The 23,584-nt window shown below is 71.9% G+C and carries 25 protein-coding genes and 1 pseudogene; 19 read left to right on the top strand and 7 right to left on the bottom strand.

The window, feature by feature from the left end:
* The first annotated feature begins 21 nt into the window (after positions 1 to 21).
* Positions 22 to 1,422 (top strand): M1 family metallopeptidase, encoded by a 1,401-nt coding sequence (locus ACIRC0_RS30390; protein WP_403622254.1) that lies wholly within the window; start codon positions 22 to 24, stop codon positions 1,420 to 1,422.
* Positions 1,423 to 1,490: 68 nt separating this feature from the next.
* The gene (locus ACIRC0_RS30385) at positions 1,491 to 2,189 is read left to right on the top strand and encodes a trimeric intracellular cation channel family protein (protein WP_403622369.1); all 699 of its coding nucleotides are present in this window, start codon (positions 1,491 to 1,493) and stop codon (positions 2,187 to 2,189) included.
* A gap of 289 nt (positions 2,190 to 2,478) precedes the next feature.
* On the opposite strand, the pseudogene ACIRC0_RS30380 reads toward ACIRC0_RS30385, so the two are convergent.
* Positions 2,479 to 2,940, bottom strand: a pseudogene (locus tag ACIRC0_RS30380) (alpha/beta hydrolase); the annotation flags it as partial.
* A gap of 558 nt (positions 2,941 to 3,498) precedes the next feature.
* Here ACIRC0_RS30380 and ACIRC0_RS30375 point away from each other — a divergent pair.
* Positions 3,499 to 4,359 carry a thioesterase family protein gene (locus tag ACIRC0_RS30375; RefSeq protein WP_403622252.1) on the top strand — a complete coding sequence of 287 codons (861 nt, stop codon included), beginning with the start codon at positions 3,499 to 3,501 and terminating at the stop codon, positions 4,357 to 4,359.
* A gap of 480 nt (positions 4,360 to 4,839) precedes the next feature.
* Here ACIRC0_RS30375 and ACIRC0_RS30370 read toward each other — a convergent pair whose 3' ends face one another.
* Positions 4,840 to 5,469, bottom strand: coding sequence for a TIGR03086 family metal-binding protein (locus ACIRC0_RS30370; RefSeq protein ID WP_403622249.1), 630 nt, complete (start codon positions 5,467 to 5,469; stop codon positions 4,840 to 4,842).
* 114 nt (positions 5,470 to 5,583) lie between these two features.
* Between ACIRC0_RS30370 and ACIRC0_RS30365 the strand changes: the two genes are divergently transcribed.
* The gene (locus ACIRC0_RS30365) at positions 5,584 to 6,549 is read left to right on the top strand and encodes a helix-turn-helix transcriptional regulator (RefSeq protein WP_403622246.1); all 966 of its coding nucleotides are present in this window, start codon (positions 5,584 to 5,586) and stop codon (positions 6,547 to 6,549) included.
* Between the two features lie 154 nt (positions 6,550 to 6,703).
* Positions 6,704 to 7,072, top strand: a complete 369-nt coding sequence (locus ACIRC0_RS30360) for a hypothetical protein (protein WP_403622243.1) — start codon at positions 6,704 to 6,706, stop codon at positions 7,070 to 7,072.
* A gap of 11 nt (positions 7,073 to 7,083) precedes the next feature.
* On the opposite strand, the gene ACIRC0_RS30355 is transcribed toward ACIRC0_RS30360, so the two are convergent.
* Positions 7,084 to 7,710, bottom strand: a complete 627-nt coding sequence (locus ACIRC0_RS30355) for a TetR family transcriptional regulator (RefSeq protein WP_403622240.1) — start codon at positions 7,708 to 7,710, stop codon at positions 7,084 to 7,086.
* A 134-nt stretch (positions 7,711 to 7,844) separates the two neighbouring features.
* Here ACIRC0_RS30355 and ACIRC0_RS30350 point away from each other — a divergent pair, with 134 nt between their 5' ends.
* From ACIRC0_RS30350 to ACIRC0_RS30340, 3 genes are all read left to right on the top strand, one after another.
* Complete coding sequence (locus ACIRC0_RS30350) at positions 7,845 to 8,012, top strand: hypothetical protein (protein WP_103838011.1); 168 nt, start codon at positions 7,845 to 7,847, stop codon at positions 8,010 to 8,012.
* A gap of 39 nt (positions 8,013 to 8,051) precedes the next feature.
* Entirely contained in the window at positions 8,052 to 8,360 is a 309-nt protein-coding gene (locus ACIRC0_RS30345; protein ID WP_403622237.1) for a DUF4190 domain-containing protein, read from the top strand.
* Positions 8,361 to 8,447: 87 nt separating this feature from the next.
* The gene (locus tag ACIRC0_RS30340) at positions 8,448 to 9,611 is read left to right on the top strand and encodes a cysteine desulfurase family protein (protein ID WP_403622234.1); all 1,164 of its coding nucleotides are present in this window, start codon (positions 8,448 to 8,450) and stop codon (positions 9,609 to 9,611) included.
* A gap of 46 nt (positions 9,612 to 9,657) precedes the next feature.
* Here the strand turns inward: ACIRC0_RS30340 and ACIRC0_RS30335 are convergent, their stop codons facing one another.
* Positions 9,658 to 10,314: an N-acetylmuramoyl-L-alanine amidase gene (locus ACIRC0_RS30335; protein WP_403622231.1), complete on the bottom strand. Its 657-nt coding sequence runs from the start codon at positions 10,312 to 10,314 to the stop codon at positions 9,658 to 9,660.
* 84 nt (positions 10,315 to 10,398) lie between these two features.
* Here ACIRC0_RS30335 and mnmA point away from each other — a divergent pair, with 84 nt between their 5' ends.
* The gene (mnmA, locus tag ACIRC0_RS30330) at positions 10,399 to 11,523 is read left to right on the top strand and encodes a tRNA 2-thiouridine(34) synthase MnmA (RefSeq protein WP_366024891.1); all 1,125 of its coding nucleotides are present in this window, start codon (positions 10,399 to 10,401) and stop codon (positions 11,521 to 11,523) included.
* A gap of 30 nt (positions 11,524 to 11,553) precedes the next feature.
* Here the strand turns inward: mnmA and ACIRC0_RS30325 are convergent, their stop codons facing one another.
* Both ACIRC0_RS30325 and ACIRC0_RS30320 read right to left on the bottom strand, forming a co-directional pair.
* Complete coding sequence (locus ACIRC0_RS30325) at positions 11,554 to 12,336, bottom strand: alpha/beta fold hydrolase (protein WP_403622227.1); 783 nt, start codon at positions 12,334 to 12,336, stop codon at positions 11,554 to 11,556.
* A 36-nt stretch (positions 12,337 to 12,372) separates the two neighbouring features.
* Entirely contained in the window at positions 12,373 to 12,696 is a 324-nt protein-coding gene (locus ACIRC0_RS30320; protein WP_366024893.1) for a DUF427 domain-containing protein, read from the bottom strand.
* Positions 12,697 to 12,747: 51 nt separating this feature from the next.
* Here ACIRC0_RS30320 and ACIRC0_RS30315 point away from each other — a divergent pair, with 51 nt between their 5' ends.
* The 5 genes from ACIRC0_RS30315 (at position 12,748) to ACIRC0_RS30295 (ending at position 19,809) form a co-directional block, all read left to right on the top strand.
* Positions 12,748 to 13,287, top strand: coding sequence for a TIGR00730 family Rossman fold protein (locus tag ACIRC0_RS30315; RefSeq protein ID WP_403622224.1), 540 nt, complete (start codon positions 12,748 to 12,750; stop codon positions 13,285 to 13,287).
* A gap of 15 nt (positions 13,288 to 13,302) precedes the next feature.
* Positions 13,303 to 14,001, top strand: coding sequence for an SDR family oxidoreductase (locus ACIRC0_RS30310; protein ID WP_403622221.1), 699 nt, complete (start codon positions 13,303 to 13,305; stop codon positions 13,999 to 14,001).
* A 30-nt stretch (positions 14,002 to 14,031) separates the two neighbouring features.
* A complete protein-coding gene (locus ACIRC0_RS30305; RefSeq protein WP_403622218.1) occupies positions 14,032 to 15,039 on the top strand; it encodes a methionine synthase in 1,008 nt (335 codons plus the stop codon).
* Between the two features lie 15 nt (positions 15,040 to 15,054).
* Positions 15,055 to 17,250, top strand: coding sequence for an NAD-dependent DNA ligase LigA (gene ligA, locus ACIRC0_RS30300; protein ID WP_403622215.1), 2,196 nt, complete (start codon positions 15,055 to 15,057; stop codon positions 17,248 to 17,250).
* A 225-nt stretch (positions 17,251 to 17,475) separates the two neighbouring features.
* Positions 17,476 to 19,809 carry a putative bifunctional diguanylate cyclase/phosphodiesterase gene (locus ACIRC0_RS30295; RefSeq protein ID WP_403622212.1) on the top strand — a complete coding sequence of 778 codons (2,334 nt, stop codon included), beginning with the start codon at positions 17,476 to 17,478 and terminating at the stop codon, positions 19,807 to 19,809.
* Positions 19,810 to 19,826: 17 nt separating this feature from the next.
* Here the strand turns inward: ACIRC0_RS30295 and ACIRC0_RS30290 are convergent, their stop codons facing one another.
* Complete coding sequence (locus ACIRC0_RS30290; protein ID WP_403622209.1) at positions 19,827 to 20,411, bottom strand: TetR/AcrR family transcriptional regulator; 585 nt, start codon at positions 20,409 to 20,411, stop codon at positions 19,827 to 19,829.
* A gap of 97 nt (positions 20,412 to 20,508) precedes the next feature.
* Here ACIRC0_RS30290 and ACIRC0_RS30285 point away from each other — a divergent pair, with 97 nt between their 5' ends.
* The 5 genes from ACIRC0_RS30285 to ACIRC0_RS30265 all read left to right on the top strand — a co-directional run bounded on the left by ACIRC0_RS30285 (position 20,509) and on the right by ACIRC0_RS30265 (position 23,576).
* Entirely contained in the window at positions 20,509 to 20,883 is a 375-nt protein-coding gene (locus ACIRC0_RS30285; protein WP_403622206.1) for a DUF4267 domain-containing protein, read from the top strand.
* A gap of 28 nt (positions 20,884 to 20,911) precedes the next feature.
* Positions 20,912 to 21,406: a cupin domain-containing protein gene (locus ACIRC0_RS30280; protein ID WP_403622203.1), complete on the top strand. Its 495-nt coding sequence runs from the start codon at positions 20,912 to 20,914 to the stop codon at positions 21,404 to 21,406.
* A 125-nt stretch (positions 21,407 to 21,531) separates the two neighbouring features.
* Entirely contained in the window at positions 21,532 to 21,828 is a 297-nt protein-coding gene (gatC, locus tag ACIRC0_RS30275; RefSeq protein WP_004925108.1) for an Asp-tRNA(Asn)/Glu-tRNA(Gln) amidotransferase subunit GatC, read from the top strand.
* A 6-nt stretch (positions 21,829 to 21,834) separates the two neighbouring features.
* A complete protein-coding gene (gene gatA, locus ACIRC0_RS30270) occupies positions 21,835 to 23,337 on the top strand; it encodes an Asp-tRNA(Asn)/Glu-tRNA(Gln) amidotransferase subunit GatA (RefSeq protein WP_403622200.1) in 1,503 nt (500 codons plus the stop codon).
* Positions 23,334 to 23,576: a hypothetical protein gene (locus ACIRC0_RS30265; RefSeq protein WP_403622198.1), complete on the top strand. Its 243-nt coding sequence runs from the start codon at positions 23,334 to 23,336 to the stop codon at positions 23,574 to 23,576. Before gatA ends, ACIRC0_RS30265 begins: the two co-directional genes overlap by 4 nt.
* Positions 23,577 to 23,584 lie beyond the last annotated feature (8 nt).

Raw genomic sequence — 23,584 nt, 5'->3', positions numbered from 1 at the left:
CACGCTCGAAGGGATGACTCCATGGCACTCTCCCGTTCGGCACGTTCGGCGCGCTTAGGGGTTCTGGCCACCGCGGCGGCCTCCTTCCTCGCCGTCGCGGCGTCCCCCGCCCCGGCCCCGGGCTCCGACGGCATCGGCGACTCCTACTTCCCCGGGCTCGGCAACGGCGGCTTCGACGCCCGCCACTACGCCCTCGACGTGGCGTACGCCCCGGACACCGGCCGCCTGGACGGCCGTACGACGATCACGGCCCGTGCCACCCAGAGCCTCACCTCCTTCGACCTCGACCTGCAGCAGCTTCAGGTCGCGCAGGTCGAGGTGAACGGCAGACCCGCCCGGTTCACGCGCCAGGGCGACGAGATCCGCATCACCCCGCGCGGCGTTCTGCCCAAGGGCCGCGACTTCACGGTCGCCGTCACCTACGGCGGCATCCCGCAGCCCCTCGGCGGCCCCATCGTGTTCGGCTCCAAGTACGGCTGGATGAAGACCGCCGACGGCGTCTTCGTCGCTTGCGAGCCCAACGCCGCCTCCACCTGGTTCCCCTCCAGCGACCACCCCTCCGACAAGGCCACCTACGACATCCGCATCAAGACGCCCAAGGGCCTGACCGCGGTCTCCAACGGACGGCTCATATCGACGTACGACAAGGGGGACCAGACCGTCACCCACTGGCGGGAGTCCAAGCCGATGGCCACCTACCTGGCGACGGCGACCATCGGCAAGTTCGACGTGCGGACCGGGAAGACACCGTCCGGGATCCCGGTCTACGTCGCCATCGACCCCGTCCTGAAGAACAGCAACAGCGTCGACGTGTACGCCGTCACCGCCGAGGCCACCGACTACTGGTCGAAGGTCTTCGGCCCGTACCCCTTCGAGGAGACCGGCGCCATCGTCGACGACATGCCCGAGGCAGGCTTCTCCCTGGAGGTCCAGTCGAAGCCCGCGTACTCGGCCGTCCGCAACGAGACGACGATCGTCCACGAGCTGGCCCACCAGTGGTTCGGCGACTCGGTCTCGGTGGCGCACTGGAAGGACATCTGGCTCAACGAGGGCTTCGCGACCTACGCCCAGTGGCTGTGGGCCGAGCACAAGGGCACCCGCTCGGCACACGACTCCTTCGTCGCGGCGTACGACGCCCGCCCCGCCGACAACGCGTTCTGGCAGATCAAGGTGGCCGACCCGCAGCGCGACACCATGTTCGCCTCCGCGGTCTACCAGCGCGGGGCGATGACGCTCCAGGCGCTGCGCGAGCGCATCGGCGACAAGGCGTTCTTCGAGCTGCTGCCCGCCTGGACCAGGCTCCACCGCTACGGCAACGCGAACACCGGCGACTTCATCCGGCTCGCGGAGAGGATCTCGGGGCAGCGGCTCGACGACCTGTTCCAGAAGTGGATCTTCACCACGGGCAAGCCGGCGCTGTAACCTCGGCGCAATCCGGAGTTCGCCTTGCTTTGTAAGGTGCACCCTGCTGAATGGGTGAGAATGTAAGGGTGCTCCAGCAATTGTTCAGCCCCTCCGTCCAGCACACGCTGGATCTCGTCGGCATCTTCGTCTTCGCGATCTCCGGCGCCCTGCTGGCCGTCCGCAAGAACTTCGACGTGTTCGGCATCGCCGTGCTCGCCGAGGTCACCGCGCTGGGCGGAGGGCTGTTCCGGGACGTGGTCATCGGCGCCGTGCCGCCGGCCGCGTTCACCGATCTGGGGTACTTCCTGACCCCGCTGCTCGCCGCCCTCCTGGTGGTCTTCCTCCATCCGCAGGTGGAGCGCATCCAGGTCGCCGTCAACGTCTTCGACGCGGCCGGCCTCGGGCTGTTCTGCGTCGCGGGGACGACGAAGGCGTACGCCTACGGACTCGGCCTGACCGCGTCCGCCGCCCTCGGCCTCGCGACGGCCGTGGGCGGCGGTGTCCTGCGCGACGTCCTCGCCAACGAGGTGCCCTCGCTGCTGCGCTGGGACCGAGACCTCTACGCGGTCCCGGCGATCGTCGGGGCCACCATGGTCGCGCTCTGCATACGTTTCGACGCGCTGACCCCCTTCACCTCGGGGCTCGCGGTCGTCACCGCTTTCGTACTACGCCTGATGGCGATGAGGTACCACTGGCGAGCTCCGCGCGCCTGGAACCGGCGGTCCAATGTGGCTGAGGAAGACTCCCCGTGGCCTGGCCGGTCATCTGCTGGCTCAGCCAGGTGAACACCGTCGGGATCTGCGGCCGCCACAGGGCCATGCTGTGCCCGCCCGCGCTGTGCGGGATCAGCACCGCGCGCACCACCGTCGGCGGCTTCGCGATCGCCTGCAGCGCGGCGGCCGCCTGGTAGCCGTCGCCCATCTGACCCGAGAGGTACAGCGAGATCCGGGGAGGGGTGCGGTAGCCCTTCAGGATGAAGTACGGGTTGTTCTGCCGGCGCAGCTCGACGCTCCGCGCGGCCAGAGAGTTGCGCTCGCCGATCGGGTCGTTGTAGCCGGACAGGCTGATCGCGGCCCGGTAGCGGTCGGGGTGCGCGACCGCGAGCTTCGCGGCGCAGTGCGCCCCCGCGGAGTACCCGGCGGCCGCCCATCCGTCCGGGGCGGGCTGGGCGCGGAAGTTGTCCATGACCATCTTGGGCACGTCGACGCTGAGCCAGGAGTCGGCGTTCACGACGCCCGGGATGTTCGCGCAGCCGGTGTCGACCTTGGCGATGAGGTTGGTGCGCGGCGCCACCAGGATGAACGGCTCCACCTGCCCGCTCTGCATCAGCGGCAGCAACTGCTCGTGCACCTTCAGCGAGCCGAACCAGGCCTTGGCCGAGCCCGGGTAGCCGGACAGCAGCTCCACCACAGGGAACTTCTTGTCCTTGTAGGCGGGGTCGTTGTACTGCGGCGGCAGCCACACGTAGACCTCGGCGTCGACGCCGGAGACCCGGCCCTTGAGCTGGGTGACCTCGACCCCGCCGGCCGCGTGCATACCCGGGCCGTCGGCCTGGGTGAACGTCTGTTTGACCTTGGGCAGGGCCTTGATCTGGATGCCGCCGGTGCCGTCCTTGCCCAGGTCGGCGGCCTGCTGCACGTGGTCGCCCGTGCCGAACAGGTCGGACCAGTTGTCGTAGAGGCTGTTGGCGTTGTTCACCAGCACGAAGACGAGGGTGACCGCCGTCGCCTGGGCGAACACGAGCATGAGCACCCGGACGGCCTGGCGCAGCACCATCGGGCCCCGCAGTCGCGACCACAGGAACAGAGGCAGGATGAGGGCGACCGCCAAGAGGACGATCGACGTGATGAGGAACGGCGTCCCGGTCAGGCTCATCGGCTATGCGGCTCTTCCTGTGAACGGGCGGAACGGGCTGTACGTCTTCTGAGAGGGAGACAGCGGGCCGTCGGTCACGGACGAGTGGGGACACTTACCGAGAAATTGCCAAAACCTCACCGGAGAATGGCCGAAATTCGCGCGGAGGCCCGGCGCGACGTCACCCCTCGGGTCGCCCCAAAGCTACCGCTTAGTAATTTGTTGTTGTACGGTTCTGGCATGCCAGAAGCAGCTACCGCACCGGCCGCGCGAGCCACGATCGGCGACAGCGAGTTCGACCGCGACACCGCGGTCACCCGACGGGAACCCGGCGTCTACGACATCGACCTCTCCGCCGGCTGGACGATCATCAACGCCGTCAACGGCGGCTATCTGCTGGCCGTCCTGGGCCGCGCCCTCGCGGACGCCCTGCCGCACCCGGACCCGTTCACCGTCTCGGCGCACTACCTGACGGCCTCCCAGCCGGGCCCCGCCGTCGTGCGCACGGACGTGGTGCGCACCGGCCGCACCCTCTCCACGGGCCAGGCGTCCCTCTTCCAGTACGACGAGGAGGGCCGCGAGGTGGAGCGCATCCGCGTCGTCGCCTCCTACGGCGACCTGGACTCCCTCCCCGACGACGTCCGTACGAGCGCTCGGCCGCCCGCGATGCCGCCCCTGGACCAGTGCTTCGGCCCGCAGGACGCTCCGGCGCCGGTCCCCGGCAGCTCGGCCATCACCGACCGGCTGATGCTCGAGCTGGACCCCGCGACCCTGGGCTGGGCGCTCGGCGCGCCCTCGGGGCAGGGCGAGATGCGGGCGTGGTTCGGCCTCGCCGACGGCCGGGACGCCGACCCCCTGTCCCTGCTGCTCGCGGTGGACGCACTGCCGCCCACCGCCTTCGAGCTGGGAATCTCCGGCTGGGTACCGACGATCGAACTGACCGTGCACGTACGCTCCCGCCCGGCTCCGGGCCCCCTGCGCGTCTCGATCACCACACGCAACCTCGCCGGCGGCTTCCTGGAGGAGGACGCGGAGGTCTGGGACACCAACGACCGCCTGGTCGCCCAGTCCCGCCAACTGGCCCGCGTCAAACTGCCCTGACCCGAACACCCGGACCGGCGCGCCACAGGTGAGGCGACCGGGAGGTTGCCGGCGCCGGGGTCCCGGCGCGGAGCCGCGCAGGGGCACTGCAGCCTGTTACGGGACCGGGGCAGGCGGCACAGCGGCCGGAGTGCCGGGCGAAGGCCCGCTGCGTCCGGGCGGGTGCGGTGGTCGGGGTGCTGGGGCGGAGCCCACAGGTGTGCTGGGGGAGACCTGCCACGGAACCTGGGCAGCGGGCCGGGTGGGCGGCCGCAGCGGCTGTGGCGGAACCCTGCTGCGTCCGGGCGGTCGGGGTGCTGGGGCGGAGCCCCACTGGGGTGCAGGCGGAGCCCCGTCAGGGGGGCAGGGGGCGGAGCCCCCGGTGGGGTCCAGGGGCGGAGCCCCCGGTGGGGTCGAAGGGGCGAAGCCCCTGGGGATGGGAAGGGTAAGGGCGGCGGGGGCGAAACACATCCCCGCCGCACCCGCCGCACCCCCCGGGCCCTACCCGTCCAGCGGCCGACGGCCCAGCCACGCCGCCAGGCGCGCGTAGGCGTCCGCCCCCTCGGGGACTGCAACCGCCGACGCGAACGGCACGTCGTCGCCCCGTTCCGCCTCCGGCAGGACAAGGCGGCCCACCGCGAGCGCGAACTCCGCCAGTTCGGGGTCCAGGTCACCGGGCCGCCCCAGGGCCTGCCAGAGATCCCAGGTGTGAGTCACGCACTCCATCACATACCCGGACAGCGCGTTGCGCCCCGGTGCCTCTCCCCATGGGACGCGCACCGCCGCGTCCAGCCGGCCGTCGTCCGCCCAGCCCCGCCGCACCGCGGACCTGGCCTCGTCGTACGCGGCCGCCCAGCCGTCGTCCGGAACGCCGTCCACGAAGGGATGCACGGCCATCCCGTCGCCGCCCGCGCCGACCTGGGCGATCCGCAGGGTGCCGCCGACGATGTGCGACAGCAGCGTCCGTACGTCGAACTCCGTGCACGGCGTCGGGCCCGCGAGCTGCGCGGGCCGTACGGTCCCGATCAGTGCGGCGGCCTGCTCGGCGGCGCGGGCGTACACGGGGCGTGGGTCGGTCATGGTGTCGGTGATCGTGGCGGTAGCGGTGGTCGTGGCGGCGTAGGTGGCCATGGCGGTCTCTCCGTTCCGTTCGGGTCCGCAGGGGATGACCGGAGACTCGCGCCATAACCTGACAGTTTCCGTCAACATTTGCGCGCCGGTCCCCGCGCCCGCGATCCTGTGCCGGTGAAGTCCGACCGCCTGCTGTCGATCCTCCTGCTGCTCCAGACCCGCGGCCGCGTCCCCGCCCACAAACTCGCCGAGCGGCTGGAGGTGTCGGTGCGCACCATCTACCGCGACATCGAGGCCCTCTCGGCCTCCGGCGTCCCGGTGTACGCGGAACGCGGACGGCACGGCGGCATCGAACTGCTCGCCGGATTCCGCACGGACGTCACGGGCCTGACCGCCGACGAGTCCCGCGCCCTGTTCATCCTGGCCGCCCAGGGCGCGCACGCCGCGCTCGGCCTCGACGCCGCCCTCGGCTCGGCGCTGCGCAAGGTGATGGCGGCGCTGCCCGCCCCGCACCGCCCGGCCGCCGAGGCCACCAGCCGCCGCATCCTGGTCGACGCCACGCGCTGGAAGGGCGGTCCGCAGTCCGCCGTCGACCTGGACACCCTCCAGGACGCGGTGTTCGCCGACCGCCGCCTCAGGCTGCGCTACCGGCACAGCGGGGCCACCACCCCGCGCACGTACACCGTGGACCCGTACGGGCTCGTCTCGAAGGCCGGCGTCTGGTACCTGGTCGCCGACCGCCGCGCCACCCCCCGCTTGTTCCGCGCGGACCGGGTGCGCTCGGCGACCCTGCTGCCGGACCCGGTGCGGCGGCGCCCCGGTGTCGAACTCGCCGACGTCTGGGAGGTGCTGCGGCGGCAGGTCGAGGAGCGGCCCGGCGGCTTCGAGGTGACGGTCCTGGTGCGGCGCGACATCCTGGACATGTTCCAGCGGCTGACCGCCTCCGCGCTCGTCGCCCTGCCGGAGGACGACGGCGAGAGTCCCTGGGTGACCGCCCGGCTGTCGTACGGCTTCGTGCGCGAGGTGCGCCAACTGCTGATGTTCGCCGACCGGTTGGAGATCCTGGCGCCGCCCGAGGCCCGCGAGGAACTGGCGCGGGCGGCGGCCTCCGTCACAGAACTGTACCGGCGCGGGGACTGAGCCCCGGGACGAATGCGCAGGCCGGCGAGGTGGTTTGGGGCCCCCTTTTGCCCGCCGCGCAGCCGCGTCACAGGGCGCCCTGGGTCAAGCCCCAAGCGGCGTTGATTGAGTGCCCGCCTCGAAACTCCCCTCATCGTCCTTGTAGTTGTTTCTCATGAAGCGTGCGCGTCTCCTTCCCGCGGTGGCCCTGCTGGCGCTCTCGCCCCTGGTCCTGGCGGCCTGCGGCTCGGGCGGCTCGTCATCGGCGGACAACGGCGGCTCCGGCCGGAACACCGGTTGCCGGGCGCCCTCGGTGATGCCGTCCGGCGGCGCCTCCGGCAACCCGTCCGCCCGGCCGTCGGGCGCCCCCTCCGGCGCCACCGCGGGCGGCGAGGCGGGCTCGAAACCGACGGGTGCGCCGTCCGGGATGCCCTCGGGGATGCCGTCCGGCGGTTCGGGCAGCGGGCCCGGCGGCGGCCAGGGCGGCGGCTGCGGCGGCCCCGGCGGCCAGCCGGGCGGGCAGGGGCAGCAGGCCCAGGGCTGACCTGCCGCCCGTCACTCCTTCCAGTGGTGGCGGCCGATGCTGATCAGCCGCATCCGCTGGACGGCGAGCCGGGCCACCCGCTCCCGGTCCTCGGCGGCGCCCTCCATGGCCTCCAGGAACTGGGAAGCGGTCACCAGCATCTGGTCGACGTACAGACCGGCGAGCATCAGCAGGTCCTCCTCGCTCCACCCGGCGGACTCAGGGTGTTCGGCCAGCGCGACCTTCACCTCCTCGGCGAACCGGGCGAGTTGCCGGCGTATCGCCTCCCGCACCGGCTGGACGCCGCCGTGCCGTTCGCGGGCGATGAACCGTACGTGTGCGGGGTACGCGTCCACATGACGGGCGATCAGGCCGACGGCACGCTCGATGCGTGCGTCGCTGTCGCCGGTCGCGGAGACCGTCGACTCGATCATCGGGTGGAGGCTGCCGAGGGCCTCCTCGACCAGCTCCACGCCGAGATCCGCGATCGACCGGAAATGCCGGTAGAAGGCGGTCGGCGCGACGCCGACCGCACGGGTGACCTCGCGCAGCCCCAGGCTGCTCAGGCTCTGCTCCTCCAGCAGGCCGAGCGCCGCGTCCAGCAGCGCCTGGCGGGTCTTCTGCTTCTGGGCCTGCCGGATGCCGAGGGTGTGACTCATGCCATGCAGTTAACAACTGTTCTCTGTAATTGGAAAGCCATGGGACGCGCTAGACTGGGAAGTCAGTGAACAAGTGTAACCACAACCGTTCACCGAAATGTCACGAGAGGCATCCCGGAGGGGGATCTCGTCCCATGCTGTTCCTCGTCGCCGCGCTCCTGCTGCTGGGCACCGTCCTGGGCACCGTGGCCCATGCCCCGCTCTCCTTCACCCTCGTCGCCGCGGCCGTCATCGCCGTATGGCTCGTCGTCTTCGCGGTCCGCGAGCGGCACGGGCGCCGTCGGCACACGTCGGCCCACTAAGACCGCCGTACGTCCTTCGACTCTCGGGAGCTGACCGTCATGCAACTCACCGCCGTACGAACCAAGGACACCGCCGCGCGCGGCGAGGAGACCGCCGCTCCGGCGGCCCGCACCGGCGCGCGCGATGCGAACGGCATGGCCGTCGCGTCCTTCATCCTCGGCCTGCTCGGCCTGCTGGTCCTGAACCTCGTGCTGGGCCCGATCGCCATCGCCCTGGCCGCGGTGGCCCTGTGGCGCGGCACGACCCGCCGCGGTCGCGCCCTGCTGGGCCTCGGCCTCGGCGTGGCGGACCTGGTGCTCCTGGTGACGTTCATGCAGATGGACCACACGGTGTCCTGGAGCTTCTGACCGCCGCCACCACGACGCCGGGTGCGGCTGCGGCGATGCCCGGCCACACCGGCCACCAAAAGGGTGGGGCCTAGAATTGGCGTCACCATGGCATACCTCGACCACGCCGCGACCACCCCGATGCTCCCCGAGGCGGCAGAGGCCCTGACCGCGCACCTCGGCATCACGGGCAACGCCTCCTCGCTGCACGCATCGGGCCGCCGCGCCAGGCGAACCGTCGAAGAGGCCCGCGAAACCCTCGCAGAAGCCCTCGGCGCCCGCCCCAGTGAGGTGGTCTTCACCTCCGGCGGTACCGAGGCCGACAACCTCGCCGTGAAGGGCCTGTTCTGGGCCCGCCGCGCCGCCGACCCGGCCCGTACCCGGGTCCTCGCCAGCCCCGTGGAACACCACGCCGTCCTGGACGCCGTCCACTGGCTCGGCGAACACGAGGGCGCCACCGTCGAGTACCTGCCCGTCGACTCCTACGGCCGCGTCCACCCCGAGGCCCTGCGCGAGGCCATCGCCCGCGACCCCGACGATGTCGCCCTCGTGACGGTGATGTGGGCCAACAACGAGATCGGCACCGTCATGCCGGTCAGGGAACTGACCGAGACCGCAGGCGAGTTCGGCATTCCCCTGCACGCGGACGCCGTCCAGGCCTTCGGCCAGGTCCCCGTCGACTTCGAGGCCTCGGGCCTCGCCGCGATGACGGTCTCCGGCCACAAGATCGGCGGCCCCTACGGCATCGGCGCGCTGGTCCTCGGCCGCCAGTACAGCCCCGTCCCGGTACTGCACGGCGGCGGCCAGGAACGCCATGTGCGCTCCGGCACCCTGGACGTGCCCGCCATCGCCTCCTTCGCGGTCGCCGGACGGCTCGCCGCCGAGCAGCGCGAGTGGTTCGCCCGCGAGATCGGTGCCCTGCGCGACGACCTGATCGAAGAGGTCCGCAAGGCGGTCCCGGACGCGATCCTGGGCGGCGACCCGGTGGACCGGCTCCCGGCCAACGCCCACTTCACGTTCCCCGGCTGCGAGGGCGACTCCCTGCTCCTGCTGCTGGACGCCCAGGGCATCGAGTGCTCCACGGGCTCCGCCTGCACGGCGGGGGTGGCCCAGCCGAGCCACGTCCTGCTCGCCACCGGCGCCGACCCGGACCTCGCCCGCGGCACCCTGCGCTTCTCCCTGGGCCACACGTCCACGGAGGCCGACGTGGAGGCGGTCGCGAAGGCCATCGGCCCCGCGGTGGAGCGCGCGCGCACGGCGGGGCTGACCTGACCGGGCCTTCGCCGTAGCGGGCCTTCGCCCTAGCGGGCCTCGAGCCCTACCGGGCCCGCGCCGCCCGCTCCCGCCGTACGAGCCCCATGTACCGCTCCCAGTCCCAGTGCGGCCCCGGATCCGTGTGGTCCGTCCCCGGCACCTGGGCGTGCCCGATGATGTGCTCACGGTCGACGGGTATCCCGTACCGCCCGCAGACCGCGGCCGTGAGCCGCGCCGACGCCGCGTACATCGCGTCGGTGAAGGACGACGCCCGCTCCACGAACCCCTCGTGCTCGATGCCGACGCTGCGCTCGTTGTACTCCCGGTTGCCCGCGTGGAACGCCACGTCCAGCTCGCGGATCATCTGCGTGACCCGGCCGTCCCGGCGCACGATGTAGTGCGCCGCCGCACCGTGTCCAGGGTCCTGGAACACCTTCACCGCGCTGCTGTAGCCGCCCTGGGTGACATGGACGACCACACGGTCTATGCCGTAGTCGTCCGGCCGGTCCGCGCGCCGCAGGTTCGCCGGCGACGCGGCCAGCCACCGCGCACCGGGGAAGTCGACCGCGCCCTCCACCCGAGGCTTCTCGACGCCGGGCAGCCGCCACCACAGATGCGCCAGCTCCTGCCGCGCCAGCACGGCCGTGCCCAGGGCGGCCGCCGTGCCGCCGAGGATCAGCGCGCGCCGCCCGAGCCGCCGGTCGCCGTCCCTGTCCTTCATGTGATCCCCCCTGTGATCCCCGCTGTGATCGTCAACGGATACTCGCCGACAGCGGTTCCCGCGGCCCCGTACCCTTGAAGGGCTATGACTGACACCCCGCAGCGCCCCCTCCGCGTCCTCGCCGCCATGTCCGGCGGGGTCGACTCCGCCGTCGCCGCCGCCCGCGCCGCCGAGGCGGGCCACGACGTGACCGGCGTCCACCTCGCGCTGTCCGCGAACCCGCAGTCCTTCCGCACGGGTGCGCGCGGCTGTTGCACCATCGAGGACTCGCGCGACGCCCGCCGCGCCGCGGACGTCATCGGCATCCCGTTCTACGTCTGGGACCTCGCCGACAGGTTCCGCGAGGACGTGGTCGAGGACTTCGTCGCCGAGTACGAGGCCGGACGCACCCCGAACCCGTGCCTGCGCTGCAACGAGAAGATCAAGTTCGCGGCGCTGCTCGACAAGGCGCTCGCGCTGGGCTTCGACGCGGTCTGCACCGGCCACTACGCGAAGATCGTGACGCTGCCCGACGGCTCCCGCGAGCTGCACCGCGCCTCCGACATGGCGAAGGACCAGTCGTACGTCCTCGGCGTGCTCGACGAGAAGCAGCTCGCGCACGCACTGTTCCCGCTCGGCGACACGGTCACCACCAAGGACGAGATCCGCGCGGAGGCCGAGCGACGTGGCCTCGCGGTCGCCAAGAAGCCCGACTCGCACGACATCTGCTTCATCGCCGACGGCGACACCCAGGGCTTCCTCGCCCGCCGGCTCGGCAAGGCCGAGGGCGACATCGTCGACGAGTCCGGCGCCAGGGTGGGCACGCACGACGGCGCGTACGGCTTCACGATCGGCCAGCGCAAGGGCCTCAGGATCGGCACCCCGGCCCCGGACGGCAAGCCGCGCTACGTCCTGGACATCTCCCCGGTGACGAACACGGTCACCGTCGGCCCGGCGTCCGCCCTGGACGTCTCCGCCCTCACCGCCGTCAAGCCCCGCTGGTGCGGAACGGCCCCGGCCGGCCCCGGCACCTACACGGCCCAGCTCCGCGCCCACGGCGGCGAGACCGAGGTGACCGCCGAACTGGTCGACGGCGAACTGAGGGTCCGCTTCACCGAGCCGGTCCGGGGTGTGGCCCCCGGCCAGGCCATCGTCCTGTACGACGGCACGCGCGTGGTGGGCTCGGCGACGATCGCGTCCACGACGCGGGCGACCACCGCGGTCGCGTAGCCCGCGGCACCGGCCCACCGGAGCCCGGGGCTACCGGTCGAAGAACTCCGCCAGCACCGGTGCCAGCACCTCGGGATCCACCATGTGGGTCTGGCCCTCCAGCGTGCGGTGCGTGCCCCGGGGCGTCGCCTGGGCGATCGCCTCGGCCGCCCTGCGCAGCCACGGAGGGCTCGCGTCGCCCGCGACGGCCAGAACCGGGGCCGTGATCGAGGCCAGCCGATCCCGCGGCACCAGCCCGTCGCCCATCACGGCGTCGTCGTAGGCGAGCGTGTGTGCGATCGCCTCCATGTCCGCCCACATGGGGGACTGGCGGGCGGTCGCGATCACCGCTTCGGCCAGGCCGGTGAGCCTCAGGAACAGCTCCACCGCGTCCCCGCGCCGTCCCGCCGCGAGCGCCTCGGTCAGATTCCGGGTGTACTCCGCGCGCTCCTCGGCGCCGCCCTCCCCGTAGTCGGCGAAGGGCACCTCGTACACGGCGACCTGACGGACCGGAAGCCCGCTCGCAGCCGCCCTCAGCACGAGCGCGCCGCCCGACGAGACGCCGTACAGCGACGCCTCGCCGCCGGCGGCCTCGATGAGCGCCGCCAGGTCCTCGACCTCGCGGTCCACGGCGTACGGCGCCGTGTCGCCGCTCGCGCCGCGGCCCCGGCGGTCGTACACGATGACGCTGAAGCGGTCCGAGAGGCGCGCGGCCAGGGGCGCCACCGTGGCGCCCGTGGACATCGCGCCGCTCACGAGGACGACCGCCGGGCCCTTACCGGTGCGTTCGTAGGCGATGGGGGTGCCGTCGCGCGAGATGGTCTGCTTGTCCATGAGTGTGAGACTGCCGCAGACCACGCCGCTAATCGGTCAGGACACCTCGACTTCGTAGAAGCAGAGGTGGTCCTTGATCCGGGCGACGTCCGGCTTGGGGTCCGGATACGCCCAGACGAGGTCCGGCGCGTCCGGCAGGGACCAGTACGACGCCGTCCCCTTGAAGGGGCAGACCGTGTGGGTGTCCGAGGGGGTCAGGAGGTCCATCCGGACGTCCTCGACGGGGATGTAGTACCGCACGGGACAGCCGGTCTCGCGCAGCACCAGGGGGCGGTCGCTGTCCGCCAGGATCTGTCCGCCGTGCACCACGCGCACGTGCCGGTCGCCCTGCTCGATGGTGATCGTGTGTCCTTCGGCCATACCGGAAAAGCGCTCGCGGGGACCCGGTTCTTCCCGCGTACGGTGGTCGGCATGAACATCTGCGTCTTCCTCTCCGCCGCCGACCTCTCCGAGACCTACACGCGCCCCGCCCGCGAGTTCGCCGAACTGCTCGGCAAGGGCGGGCACACCCTGGTGTGGGGCGGCTCGGACGTCGGGCTGATGAAGGTGGTCGCGGACGGGGTGCACGAGGCCGGCGGGCGGCTGGTGGGCGTCTCCGTCGAGTTCCTCTCGGACAGGGCGAGGACGGGCGTCGACGAGATGGTGGTCGCCAGGGACCTCGCCGAACGCAAGAAGCTGCTCCTGGAGAAGGCCGACGCGGTCGTGATCATGGTGGGTGGCACGGGGACTCTGGACGAGGCGACCGAGATCCTGGAGCTGAAGAAGCACGGGCACACCGACAAGCCGGTGGTCCTGCTCAACACCGCGGGCTTCTACGACGGTCTGAAGGAGCAGTTCCGGCGCATGGAGGACGAGGGCTTCCTGCCCAGGCCCCTCGCGGACCTGGTGTTCTTCGCCGAGGAGCCGGTGGGGGCGCTGGCGTACCTGGAGGAGTCGCTGGGGATCCAGTGACGCGGTGGTGCGAGCATGGCGGGCATGGCTACTCATGTGATCACCGGTGCCGGCTCCGGCATCGGCGCGGCCGTCGCCCGCCGTCTGCACGCGCGCGGGGACGACCTCGTGCTGCACGCGCGCGACGCGGGGCGGGCGAAGGAGCTGGCTTCGGAGTACCCCGGGGCGCGGACGCTGGTGGGCGACCTCGCGGAGCCCGACAGGCTGTCCTGGGCCCTCTCGCACCAGAGTCCGCCCGACCGGGTGGACTCCCTGCTGCACATCGCGGGCGTGGTCGACCTGGGCCGGGTGGGCGAGCTGACCCCGAAGTCCTGGCACCACCAGCTGAACGTCAACCTGATCGCACCCGCCGAGCTGACCCGCCTCTTCCTGCCGCAGCTGCGCGCCGCACGCGGCCACGTCGTGTTCGTGAACTCCGGGGCCGGCCTGAACGCCCACGCGGAGTGGTCGGCGTACGCCGCCTCCAAGCACGGCCTGAAGGCCCTCGCGGACTCCCTGCGCGAGGAGGAGCACGCGCACGGCGTCCGGGTCACCTCGGTCTACCCCGGCCGCACGGCGAGTCCGATGCAGGCCAAGGTCCACCAGCAGGAGGGCAAGCAGTACGACCCGTCCCGGTGGATCGATCCCGAGTCGGTGGCGACGACGGTCCTGATGTGCCTGGACCTGCCGAGGGACGCGGAGGTCAACGACGTGACGGTGCGGCCGGGGCGGTGACCGTACCGGCCCATTGCATAGGCTGCCGGGGTGAGTGAGAACAGCCAGTTCACGTTCGGCGCCGCCACCGGCGTAGGGTCCATGCCCGGTGGGGACGCCCGGGAGGCGGCCAAGACCGTCACCGGGAGCTTCGAGGACTTTCCGTTTCTGGCCGAGCTGCCCGCGCGGGGGCCCGGCGCGGACATGATCGGGCGGACCGCCGGGATGCTCGTCGACCTGTACGCGCGCGTGGAGCCGAGCGGCTGGCGGTTCGGGGACCGGCCGGGCCGGGACACCCGGCGGGCCCGCTCCTGGCTCGGCGAGGACCTCGACGCGCTCGAGGAGTTCACCCAGGACTACGAGGGGCCGCTGAAGGTGCAGGCGGTGGGCCCGTGGACGCTCGCCGCCGCGCTGGAGCTGAAGAGCGGCGAGGCCGCCCTCTCCGACCCGGGCGCCTGCCGCGACCTCGCCGGCTCGCTCGCCGAGGGCCTGCGGCTCCACCTCGAGGAGGTGAACAGGCGCGTCCCCGGCGCCCGGCTCGTCCTCCAGCTCGACGAGCCGTCCCTCACCGCCGTCCTGCGCGGCCGGGTGAAGACCGCGAGCGGCTACCGCACCCACCGCGCCGTCGACCGGCAGATCGTCGAGGCCACGCTGCGCGACGTGGTCGGCGTGCACGCGGACGGCCCGGTCGTGGTGCACTCCTGCGCCCCGGACGTTCCGTTCGCCCTCCTGCGCAGGGCCGGTGCCGCCGCCGTCTCCTTCGACTTCTCCCTGCTCACCGAGCGTGACGACGAGGCGATCGGGGAAGCCGTGGAAGGAGGTACGCGGCTGTTCGCCGGGGTCGTGCCGTCCACGGACGGCCCATTGTCAGACCCTGCCGGTAGCGTCATGGGTGTCAGGACGCTGTGGCGCAGGCTGGGGCTGAATCCGGGGCTTCTCGCGGACGCGGTCACGGTCACGCCGACGTGCGGGCTCGCGGGCGCCTCCCCGGACTACGCGCGCAAGGCGCTCGCCCACTGCGTCCGGGCGGCGAGATCCCTCGCGGACAACCCAGAGTAACGGGAGGACAACACGGTGGCCGGCGACAAGCAAGCGGAGACGACGGTGCCCGTCGAGGCCCGGGAGCAGCACGCGCAGCTCGCCGAGCAGATCGAGGAGCACCGCTTCCGGTACTACGTGAAGGACGCTCCCGTCATCAGCGACGCGGAGTTCGACCGGCTCCTGCGCTCCCTCGAAGCGCTCGAGGAGCAGTACCCGGAGCTGCGCACGCCCGACTCGCCCACCCAGAAGGTCGCGGGGGCGTACGAGACGGAGTTCACGGCCGTCCAGCACCGCGAACGCATGCTCTCGCTGGACAACGCGTTCGACGACGAGGAGCTCGCCGCCTGGGCCGACCGCGTCGCCAAGGAGGTCGGCACCTCCGCGTACCACTTCCTGTGCGAGCTGAAGGTCGACGGCCTCGCGGTCAACCTCACCTATGAGCACGGCCGCCTCACGCGCGCGGCGACCCGCGGCGACGGCCGCACCGGCGAGGACATCACTCCGAACGTCCGTACGATCGCGGAGATCCCGGACCGCCTCAAGGGCGACCACGTCCCCGACCTCGTGGAGATCCGCGGCGAGGTCTACTTCCCGATGGAGAAGTTCGAGGAACTCAACGCCCGGCTGGTGGCGGGCGGCGACAAGCCCTTCGCCAACCCGCGCAACGCGGCGGCCGGTTCCCTGCGCCAGAAGGACCCGCGCATCACGGCCACCCGCCCGCTGCACATGGTGGTCCACGGCATCGGCGCCCTGAAGGGCTTCAAGGACGGCCTCACCCGCCTCTCCGAGGCGTACGACCTGCTGAAGTCCTGGGGCCTGCCCACCGCCCGGCACAACAAGGTGGTCGACGACCTCGACGGCGTACGGCAGTTCATCGCCTACTTCGGGGAGAACCGCCACTCCGTGGAGCACGAGATCGACGGAGTCGTCGTCAAGCTCGACGAGATCCCGCTCCAGGGCCGCCTCGGCTCCACCTCCCGCGCCCCGCGCTGGGCGATCGCGTACAAGTACGCGCCGGAGGAGGTCAACACCAAGCTCATCAACATCCGCGTGGGCGTGGGCCGTACCGGCCGGGTCACGCCGTACGCCCAGGTCGAGCCGGTCACGGTGGCCGGCTCGGAGGTCGAGTTCGCCACCCTGCACAACCAGGACGTGGTCAAGGCCAAGGGTGTGCTCATCGGCGACACGGTGGTGCTGCGCAAGGCCGGTGACGTCATCCCGGAGATCCTCGGCCCGGTCGTCGACCTGCGCGACGGCACCGAGCGGGAGTTCGTGATGCCGTCCGAGTGCCCCGAGTGCGGCACACCGCTGCGGCCCATGAAGGAGGGCGACGTCGATCTGCGCTGCCCGAACGCGCGTTCCTGTCCTGCTCAGTTGCGCGAGCGTCTTTTCTATCTGGCGGGCCGCAAGGCGCTGGACATCGAGCACTTCGGATACGTCGCCGCCGCCGCCCTCACCCAGCCCCTGGAGCCCGCCGAGCCGCCGCTGAAGGACGAGGGCGACCTGTTCGACCTCACCGTCGAACAGCTGCTGCCCATCAAGGCGTACGTCCTCGACCAGGACAGCGGCCTGCCCAAGCGCGACCCGAAGACCGGCGAGGAGAAGATCGTCACGGTGTTCGCCAACCAGCAGGGCGAGCCGAAGAAGAACGCGCTCGCGATGCTGGAGAACATCTCGGCCGCCAAGGAGCGTCCGCTCGCCCGCATCCTCACCGGCCTGTCGATCCGTCACGTCGGCCCGGTGGCGGCCGAGGCGCTGGCCCGCGAGTTCCGGTCGATCGAACGGATCGACCAGGCGAGCGAAGAGGAGCTGGCGGCCACCGACGGGGTCGGGCCCATCATCGCCGCCTCCCTCAAGCAGTGGTTCGCCGAGGACTGGCACCGCGACATCATCCGCAAGTGGAAGGCCGCGGGCGTCCGTATGGAGGAGGAGGGCTCCGGCGAGGACGAGGGGCCGCGTCCGCTGGAGGGGCTCACGGTGGTCGTCACCGGAACGCTCGGGCAGTACACACGGGACGGCGCGAAGGAGGCGTTGCAGAGCCGTGGCGCGAAAGTGACCGGGTCTGTCTCCAAGAAGACGTCCTTCGTCGTGGTGGGCGAGAATCCCGGCTCGAAGTACGACAAGGCCATGCAGCTGAAGGTCCCCGTGCTGGACGAGGACGGTTTCGCCGTCCTGTTGGAACGAGGGCCTGAAGCAGCCGCGGAAGTCGCGCTTCCGACCGGGGAGTAGCGGTTGAAGGTCACCCGTTCGGCGCATACCAGATGCATACGGGTGGCCGGGTCGCATTCGGGCAACCGTCGACGACCGCTGCCCGTGAAAGCCTTCTGCGGCCTACTGTTGAGCTGTGCGCCTGCCGTGCCCGGACGCGTGGTGGGTTTTCAGTCGCGGTGCCGTTGACGGTTCGTCGGGCAATCGGGCCGCGTGGCGAGGGCACCGGCTGTGAGAGGGACGGGAATGGAACCGAGCGAGAGCGCCGCCCCGGACTCACGGCTGCTCCTGCGCCGGGTGTCCGGCGCGTGGCGGGCGGGCCGCCGGATCGTGCGGCCGTCCGGGCACGCGGGTACAGGCGGCCCGTGTGCCGTGCCACGGGCCCTGCCGGGGGCGCACCCCGGCCCCGGCGCCGGAGTCCCGGCGGGGAGCACCCCGGGCACGACCTCGCTGCCGGCCCTGCCGCCCGGTACCGGCGCGCTCGCCGACGGGAGTTCCTCCGGGCTGCCCGGCCAGGACGGGGAGCGGCACGTGTCGTGGCCCGCGCTGCCCGCGGTGGTCGTCGCGGCCGCCGGGTTCGTCCTCGGCGCCGGCTTCTACCGGGCGTTCGGCGAACACCACGCGCTGTTCCCGTCCGGCGCCGTCGGCTGGTCCCTGGCCGTGCTCACCGGCATCATCGTCGGCCACCTGGTCATGCTCGGCCGCTCCCGCTGGTGGGGCGGCACCGGCTCGGGCGCCGCCCTCACCCTCGCCGTCCTGCTGCTGTACGGCTGGGTGCCCGCCGGGATGGTCAGCCTCACCGTCGTCGTCCTGGTCGGCACAGCCCGGCTGGGCCGCTGGCGGCAGGGCATACTGCACGGCGCGGTCGACCTCCTCGGCATCGGCGCCGGAGCCCTCGTACTGGCCGCCTTCGGGAGCGTCCCGAGCGTCGAGACGCCCTGGGACCCGCACACCTGGACCCTCTACGCCGCCCCCCAGGTCGTCCTCGTCGCCACCGCGTACCTCGCCGTTACCCGGCTGCTGCTGTGGTACCTGCACGCGCCGCGCACCGGCGGCCTGCCCACCGTCGCCCGCACCGCCCTGGTCCGGCACGGACTCGTCGCCGTGGCGCTGCTCGGCATCGCGCCGCTGGTCTGCGTCGTCGCCGTCGCGGTGCCGGTGCTGCTGCCGCTGTTCTCCATCCCGCTCATCGCCCTGGACTCCACCCTGTGGATAGCCCGCGCCCGCGCCGAGGAGCAGCTGCGCGACGGGCTGACCGGGCTGCCGAACCGGCAGTGGCTGCTGGAGCGCACCTGGACGGCCCTCGACGACGCCGAGCGGATCGGGGCTCGGGCCGCCCTGATGCTGATCGACCTCGACCGCTTCCGGTCCGTGAACGACACGCTCGGCCATCTCGCGGGCGACCGGCTGCTGCTGCAGATAGCCGAGCGGCTGCGGCTGGCGCTGCCGCGCGGGGCCGAGGCCGCGCGGCTCGGGGGCGACGAGTTCGCGGTCTTACTGCCGGTCGCGGACTCCACGACGTCCGCGTCGAGGGCGGCCCGCAACCTGGTCGCCGCGCTCGGCTCGCCGCTCGATCTGGACGGCCTCACGCTCGTGCTGGAGGCCAGTGCCGGGGTCGCCGTCTTCCCCGACCACGCGCTGGACGCCGAGGGGCTGCTGCGGCGGGCGGACGTGGCGATGTACCAGGCGAAGCGGGACCGCACCGGGGTGGAGGTGTACGAGTCCAAGCGGGACTCGAACACTCCCGACCGGCTCGGGCTGCTGGGGGATCTGCGGCGCGCGCTGGACGCGCACGAGGTGCAGTTGCACTACCAGCCGAAGGTGCGCTTCGACGGGCAGGTCGCCGGGCTCGAGGCGCTCGTGCGGTGGGTGCATCCCGAGCGCGGGAAGGTGCCGCCGGACGAGTTCATCGCGATCGCGGAGTCGTCCGGGCTGATGCCGCACCTGACGGAGTACGTGCTGGAGACGGCGCTCGAGCAGGTGGCGCGGTGGCGGGCGCAGGGGCTCACGGTGCCGGTCGCGGTGAACGTCTCGCCGCGCGATGTCCACACGCCGGGGTTCGCCGGGTCGGTCGCGGCGCGGCTGGCGCGGCACGGGGTCCCGGCGGGAGCGCTCCAGCTGGAGATCACGGAACACGTGCTCCTGGAGGACCCCCAGCGGGCCGCCGACACACTGGCGGGGCTGGCGGGGCACGGCGTGAAGATGTCGCTGGACGACTTCGGTACGGGCTACTCGTCGCTCGTGCATCTGCGGCGGCTGCCGGTGAGCGAGCTGAAGATCGACCGGTCGTTCGTGGCGCGGCTCGCGGTGGACGCGGAGGACGCCGAGATCGTGCGCTGCACGGTGGACCTCGCGCATTCGCTGGGCCTGCTCGTCGTCGCGGAGGGCGTCGAGGACGACGAGACATGGGAGCGGCTGCGGGACCTGGGCTGCGACGCGGTGCAGGGGTGGCTGGTCGCCGCGGCGATGCCGGCGGAGGAGACGACGGCGTGGCTGCGGGCCCGAGGAGTGCGGGGGTGGCAACGCCCCAGGGCCGCGCTGCCCGCGGCCACCGCGGACGACCCCGGGCGGCTCGGCTGACCCGACAGCCGCCCTGATCAGTCCGTCCCCGCCGCGAAGTGCCCGATCAACAGGGCGAGCCGGCGCTCATGGGCCTCGGCCGGCAGGCGTCCGCTGCACATCAGCGTGACCAGGCCGTGCAGCCCGGCCCAGTAGGTCTCCGCGAGCAGGCCCGGGTCGTCGCCCTCGTGCGCGACGGGTTCCACGGCCCGGAGCAGTTCGCCGAACGCCTCCTGCAGGGCCGCGGGCGCCTCCGGTGTCGCGAACGGCAGGTCCACGGTGTGGGTGAACACGGCGTCGTAGAGCGCGGGGCGCCGCCGCGCGAAGTCCGTGTACGCCTTCCCCACCGCTGCCAGCGCCCCGCGCGTGCCCTCGGCCGCCGTACGCGCCGCGCGCATCTCGGCCGCCAGGTCCGCGCAGCCCTGCACCGCGACCGCCGCCATGATGGCGTCCTTGCCCTTGAAGTGGCTGTACAGCACCGGCTGGCTGTACTCGATCTCCGCCGCGAGCCGCCGGGTCGTGACGGCGTCCCAGCCCTCGGCCTCCGCCAGTTCCCGCGCGGCCGTCACGATCAGCCGCTCGCGTTCCGCTCGTTCGCGCTCCCGACGCGTCTGGATCGTCATGCTCGAAGTCTAGCAGTGCTAGCCAATCTGTCGACGCTCTGCTAGTGTCGCTCACGTTGCTAGCGCCGCTAGCTCACCTCGATGGGGGAGAAGAGACATGACCGTCACCGCGTACACCCTGGCCGCCCTGCTCGACCTGTTCTGCGTGTTCCTCGGCTACCGCTTCTGGTTCCAGCCCGCCTCCGCCGCGGCGGGCTACGGCGTCCCCGCCGACCCCCGTGGCGAAGCCGGTGCCTACCTGTCGGTCAAGGGCCTCAGGGACGGCACCTTCGGGCTGGCGGGCCTCGCGGTGCTTGCCTTCGCCGGTGCTCGGGCCGAGGCCTGGTTCATGGTCTGCGTGGCACTGATCCCGCTCGTCGACACGCTGATAGTCCTGCGTCACGGCGGCGCGAAGGCCGTGGCCTTCGGGATCCACTTCGCCACCGCCGTCGTTGTACTGATCAGTGCCGGCCTGCTCTTCGCCGTCCGATAACGCCGATACCGACACCAGGGGGTCACACATGTCGCTGTTCGTGCCGAAGTTCGAAGAGTCCGTGATCGTTCGCGAGGCCGAGGCCGAAGTCGTCGGTCGCGCGCCCGCCACCATCCGTCTGCTCGCCGACAGCAGCGCGACCGGGGGCGCCCTGTCCACCCAGCGCGTCACCCTCAAAGGCGGCGCCGACGGCGCCAAGCCGCACTGGCACGACAACTCCGCGGAGATGTTCTTCCTGCTCGACGGCGCCGCCGACATCCTCTCCGGGGAGGACATCGTGACCGCCGGACCCGGCGACCTCGTCGTCGTCCCGCCCGGCAAGCCGCACGCCTTCGCCGCCGTACCCGGTGCGGACGCCGACCTGCTCATCGTCATCACCCCGGGCGTCGAGCGCTTCGAGTACTTCCGTCACCTCCAGCGCATCGCCCTCGGCGAGGCCACCCCGGAGAGCCTGCTGGAGGTGCAGGACCTGTACGACAACCACTTCCTGCGCAGCCACGCCTGGGAAGGGCGCCGAGGCTGAGGGGCGGGCGCCCTCCCCTGGCGCCGAGCCTGAGGGGGCGGGCCCGGCAAACCGTTTCACGGCGACGGGTCCCCGCCCCATAGGATTGGGCCAAAGCACACACACTCACCCCAGAGGATCGCTGCATGCCTGGCATCACGCGCGAGGAGGTCGCCCACCTCGCCCGGCTGGCGCGTCTGGAGCTGAAGCCCGAAGAGCTCGACCACTTCGCAGGCCAGCTCGACGACATCATCGGCGCGGTCGCCCGCGTCAGCGAGGTCGCCGACCAAGACGTACCGCCGACCTCTCACCCGCTGCCGCTGACGAACGTCATGCGCCCGGACGAGGTCCGTCCGTCGCTCACCCCCGAGCAGGCGCTGTCCGGCGCCCCGGCCCAGGAGCAGCAGCGTTTCAAGGTGCCGCAGATCCTGGGGGAGGAGTAGCCCGCCATGACGGACAAGAACAGCATCATCCGGCTCACCGCCGCCGAGACGGCCGCGAAGATCGCCTCCGGCGAGCTGACCGCCGTCGAGGTCACCGAGGCCCACCTCGCCCGGATCGAGGCCGTCGACGAGAAGGTGCACGCCTTCCTGCACGTCGACCGTGAGGGCGCGCTCGCCCAGGCCCGTGCCGTCGACGAGAAGCGGGAGCGCGGCGAGAAGCTCGGCCCGCTCGCCGGTGTGCCCCTCGCGCTGAAGGACATCTTCACCACCGAGGGCATCCCGACCACCGTCGGCTCCAAGATCCTCGAGGGCTGGATCCCGCCGTACGACGCCACCCTCACCAAGAAGCTGAAGGAAGCGGACGTCGTCATCCTCGGCAAGACCAACATGGACGAGTTCGCCATGGGGTCGTCGACGGAGAACAGCGCGTACGGGCCGACCGGCAACCCGTGGGACCTCACCCGTATCCCCGGCGGTTCCGGCGGTGGGTCGAGCGCCGCGCTCGCCTCCTTCCAGGCGCCCCTGGCCATCGGCACCGACACCGGCGGCTCCATCCGCCAGCCCGCGGCCGTCACCGGCACGGTCGGCGTCAAGCCGACCTACGGCGGTGTCTCCCGCTACGGCATGGTCGCCTTCTCCAGCTCCCTCGACCAGGGCGGCCCCTGTGCCCGTACGGTCCTGGACGCGGCCCTGCTGCACGAGGTCATCGCAGGCCACGACCCGCTGGACTCCACCTCCATCGACGCCCCGGTCCCGCCGGTCGTCGAGGCCGCGCGAAGCGGCTCCGTCGAGGGGATGCGCGTCGGTGTCGTCAAGCAGTTCCGCGGCGAGGGCTACCAGGCCGGCGTCCTGCAGCGCTTCGACGAGTCCGTCGCGCTCCTGAAGGAGCTGGGCGCGGAGATCGTCGAGCTGGACTGCCCGTCCTTCGACCTGGCGCTGGCCGCGTACTACCTGATCGCCCCGAGCGAGTGCTCCAGCAACCTCGCCCGCTTCGACGGCCTGCGCTACGGCCTGCGCAGCGGTGACGACGGCACGCACTCCGCCGAGGAGGTCACCTCGCTGACCCGTGCGGAGGGCTTCGGCCCGGAGGTCAAGCGCCGCATCATGCTCGGCACCTACGCCCTCTCCAGCGGCTACTACGACGCGTACTACGGCTCCGCCCAGAAGGTCCGCACGCTCATCACCCGCGACTTCGAGAAGTCGTTCGAGAAGGTGGACGTGATCGTGTCGCCCACGACCCCCACCACCGCCTTCCCGATCGGCGAGCGCGCCGACGACCCGATGGCGATGTACCTGGCGGACCTGTGCACCATCCCGGTCAACCTGGCCGGCAACGCCGCCATGTCGCTGCCCTGCGGTCTGGCGCCCGAGGACAACCTCCCCGTCGGCCTGCAGATCATCGCCCCGGCGATGAAGGACGACCGCCTCTACAAGGTCGGCGCCGCCGTCGAGGCCGCCTTCGTGCAAAAGTGGGGGCACCCGCTTCTCGAGGAGGCTCCGTCGCTGTGAGCAAGGCACTGTCGAAGGCCAAGGGCTTCAAGAAGTCCAAGTCCGGTACGTACCTGTCCATCGCCACCACCGCGTTCGGCGCGATCAGCGTCGCGAAGCAGGTCAAGAAGGCCCGCCTCGAAAACGACACGCTGCGCCTGATCGACGCCGCCGTGTCCGCCGCCGCCATCGTCACCGGCCTCGCCCTGCTCGTGCGGGACCTGAAGCGCCTGGGCGACGACGACGTCCTGCTGGGCTGAGAGGGAAG

Origin of the sequence: Streptomyces sp. NPDC093984, assembly GCF_044764595.1 — a bacterium.
In the GTDB taxonomy this organism is placed as follows: Bacteria; Actinomycetota; Actinomycetes; order Streptomycetales; family Streptomycetaceae; genus Streptomyces; species Streptomyces cynarae.
This window is presented reverse-complemented; position numbering and strand designations above follow the sequence as displayed.

Excerpts from the sequence above, each read along its gene's own strand:
- ACIRC0_RS30390 (WP_403622254.1), top strand. The coding sequence starts at position 22 with ATGGCACTCTCCCGTTCGGCACGTTCGGCGCGCTTAGGGGTTCTGGCC.
- ACIRC0_RS30375 (WP_403622252.1), top strand. The coding sequence starts at position 3,499 with ATGCCAGAAGCAGCTACCGCACCGGCCGCGCGAGCCACGATCGGCGAC.
- ACIRC0_RS30370 (WP_403622249.1), bottom strand. The coding sequence starts at position 5,469 with ATGGCCACCTACGCCGCCACGACCACCGCTACCGCCACGATCACCGAC.
- ACIRC0_RS30360 (WP_403622243.1), top strand. The coding sequence starts at position 6,704 with ATGAAGCGTGCGCGTCTCCTTCCCGCGGTGGCCCTGCTGGCGCTCTCG.
- ACIRC0_RS30355 (WP_403622240.1), bottom strand. The coding sequence starts at position 7,710 with ATGAGTCACACCCTCGGCATCCGGCAGGCCCAGAAGCAGAAGACCCGC.
- ACIRC0_RS30350 (WP_103838011.1), top strand. The coding sequence starts at position 7,845 with ATGCTGTTCCTCGTCGCCGCGCTCCTGCTGCTGGGCACCGTCCTGGGC.
- ACIRC0_RS30345 (WP_403622237.1), top strand. The coding sequence starts at position 8,052 with ATGCAACTCACCGCCGTACGAACCAAGGACACCGCCGCGCGCGGCGAG.
- ACIRC0_RS30340 (WP_403622234.1), top strand. The coding sequence starts at position 8,448 with ATGGCATACCTCGACCACGCCGCGACCACCCCGATGCTCCCCGAGGCG.
- ACIRC0_RS30335 (WP_403622231.1), bottom strand. The coding sequence starts at position 10,314 with ATGAAGGACAGGGACGGCGACCGGCGGCTCGGGCGGCGCGCGCTGATC.
- mnmA (WP_366024891.1), top strand. The coding sequence starts at position 10,399 with ATGACTGACACCCCGCAGCGCCCCCTCCGCGTCCTCGCCGCCATGTCC.
- ACIRC0_RS30325 (WP_403622227.1), bottom strand. The coding sequence starts at position 12,336 with ATGGACAAGCAGACCATCTCGCGCGACGGCACCCCCATCGCCTACGAA.
- ACIRC0_RS30320 (WP_366024893.1), bottom strand. The coding sequence starts at position 12,696 with ATGGCCGAAGGACACACGATCACCATCGAGCAGGGCGACCGGCACGTG.
- ACIRC0_RS30315 (WP_403622224.1), top strand. The coding sequence starts at position 12,748 with ATGAACATCTGCGTCTTCCTCTCCGCCGCCGACCTCTCCGAGACCTAC.
- ACIRC0_RS30310 (WP_403622221.1), top strand. The coding sequence starts at position 13,303 with ATGGCGGGCATGGCTACTCATGTGATCACCGGTGCCGGCTCCGGCATC.
- ACIRC0_RS30295 (WP_403622212.1), top strand. The coding sequence starts at position 17,476 with ATGGAACCGAGCGAGAGCGCCGCCCCGGACTCACGGCTGCTCCTGCGC.
- ACIRC0_RS30290 (WP_403622209.1), bottom strand. The coding sequence starts at position 20,411 with ATGACGATCCAGACGCGTCGGGAGCGCGAACGAGCGGAACGCGAGCGG.
- ACIRC0_RS30285 (WP_403622206.1), top strand. The coding sequence starts at position 20,509 with ATGACCGTCACCGCGTACACCCTGGCCGCCCTGCTCGACCTGTTCTGC.
- ACIRC0_RS30280 (WP_403622203.1), top strand. The coding sequence starts at position 20,912 with ATGTCGCTGTTCGTGCCGAAGTTCGAAGAGTCCGTGATCGTTCGCGAG.
- gatC (WP_004925108.1), top strand. The coding sequence starts at position 21,532 with ATGCCTGGCATCACGCGCGAGGAGGTCGCCCACCTCGCCCGGCTGGCG.
- gatA (WP_403622200.1), top strand. The coding sequence starts at position 21,835 with ATGACGGACAAGAACAGCATCATCCGGCTCACCGCCGCCGAGACGGCC.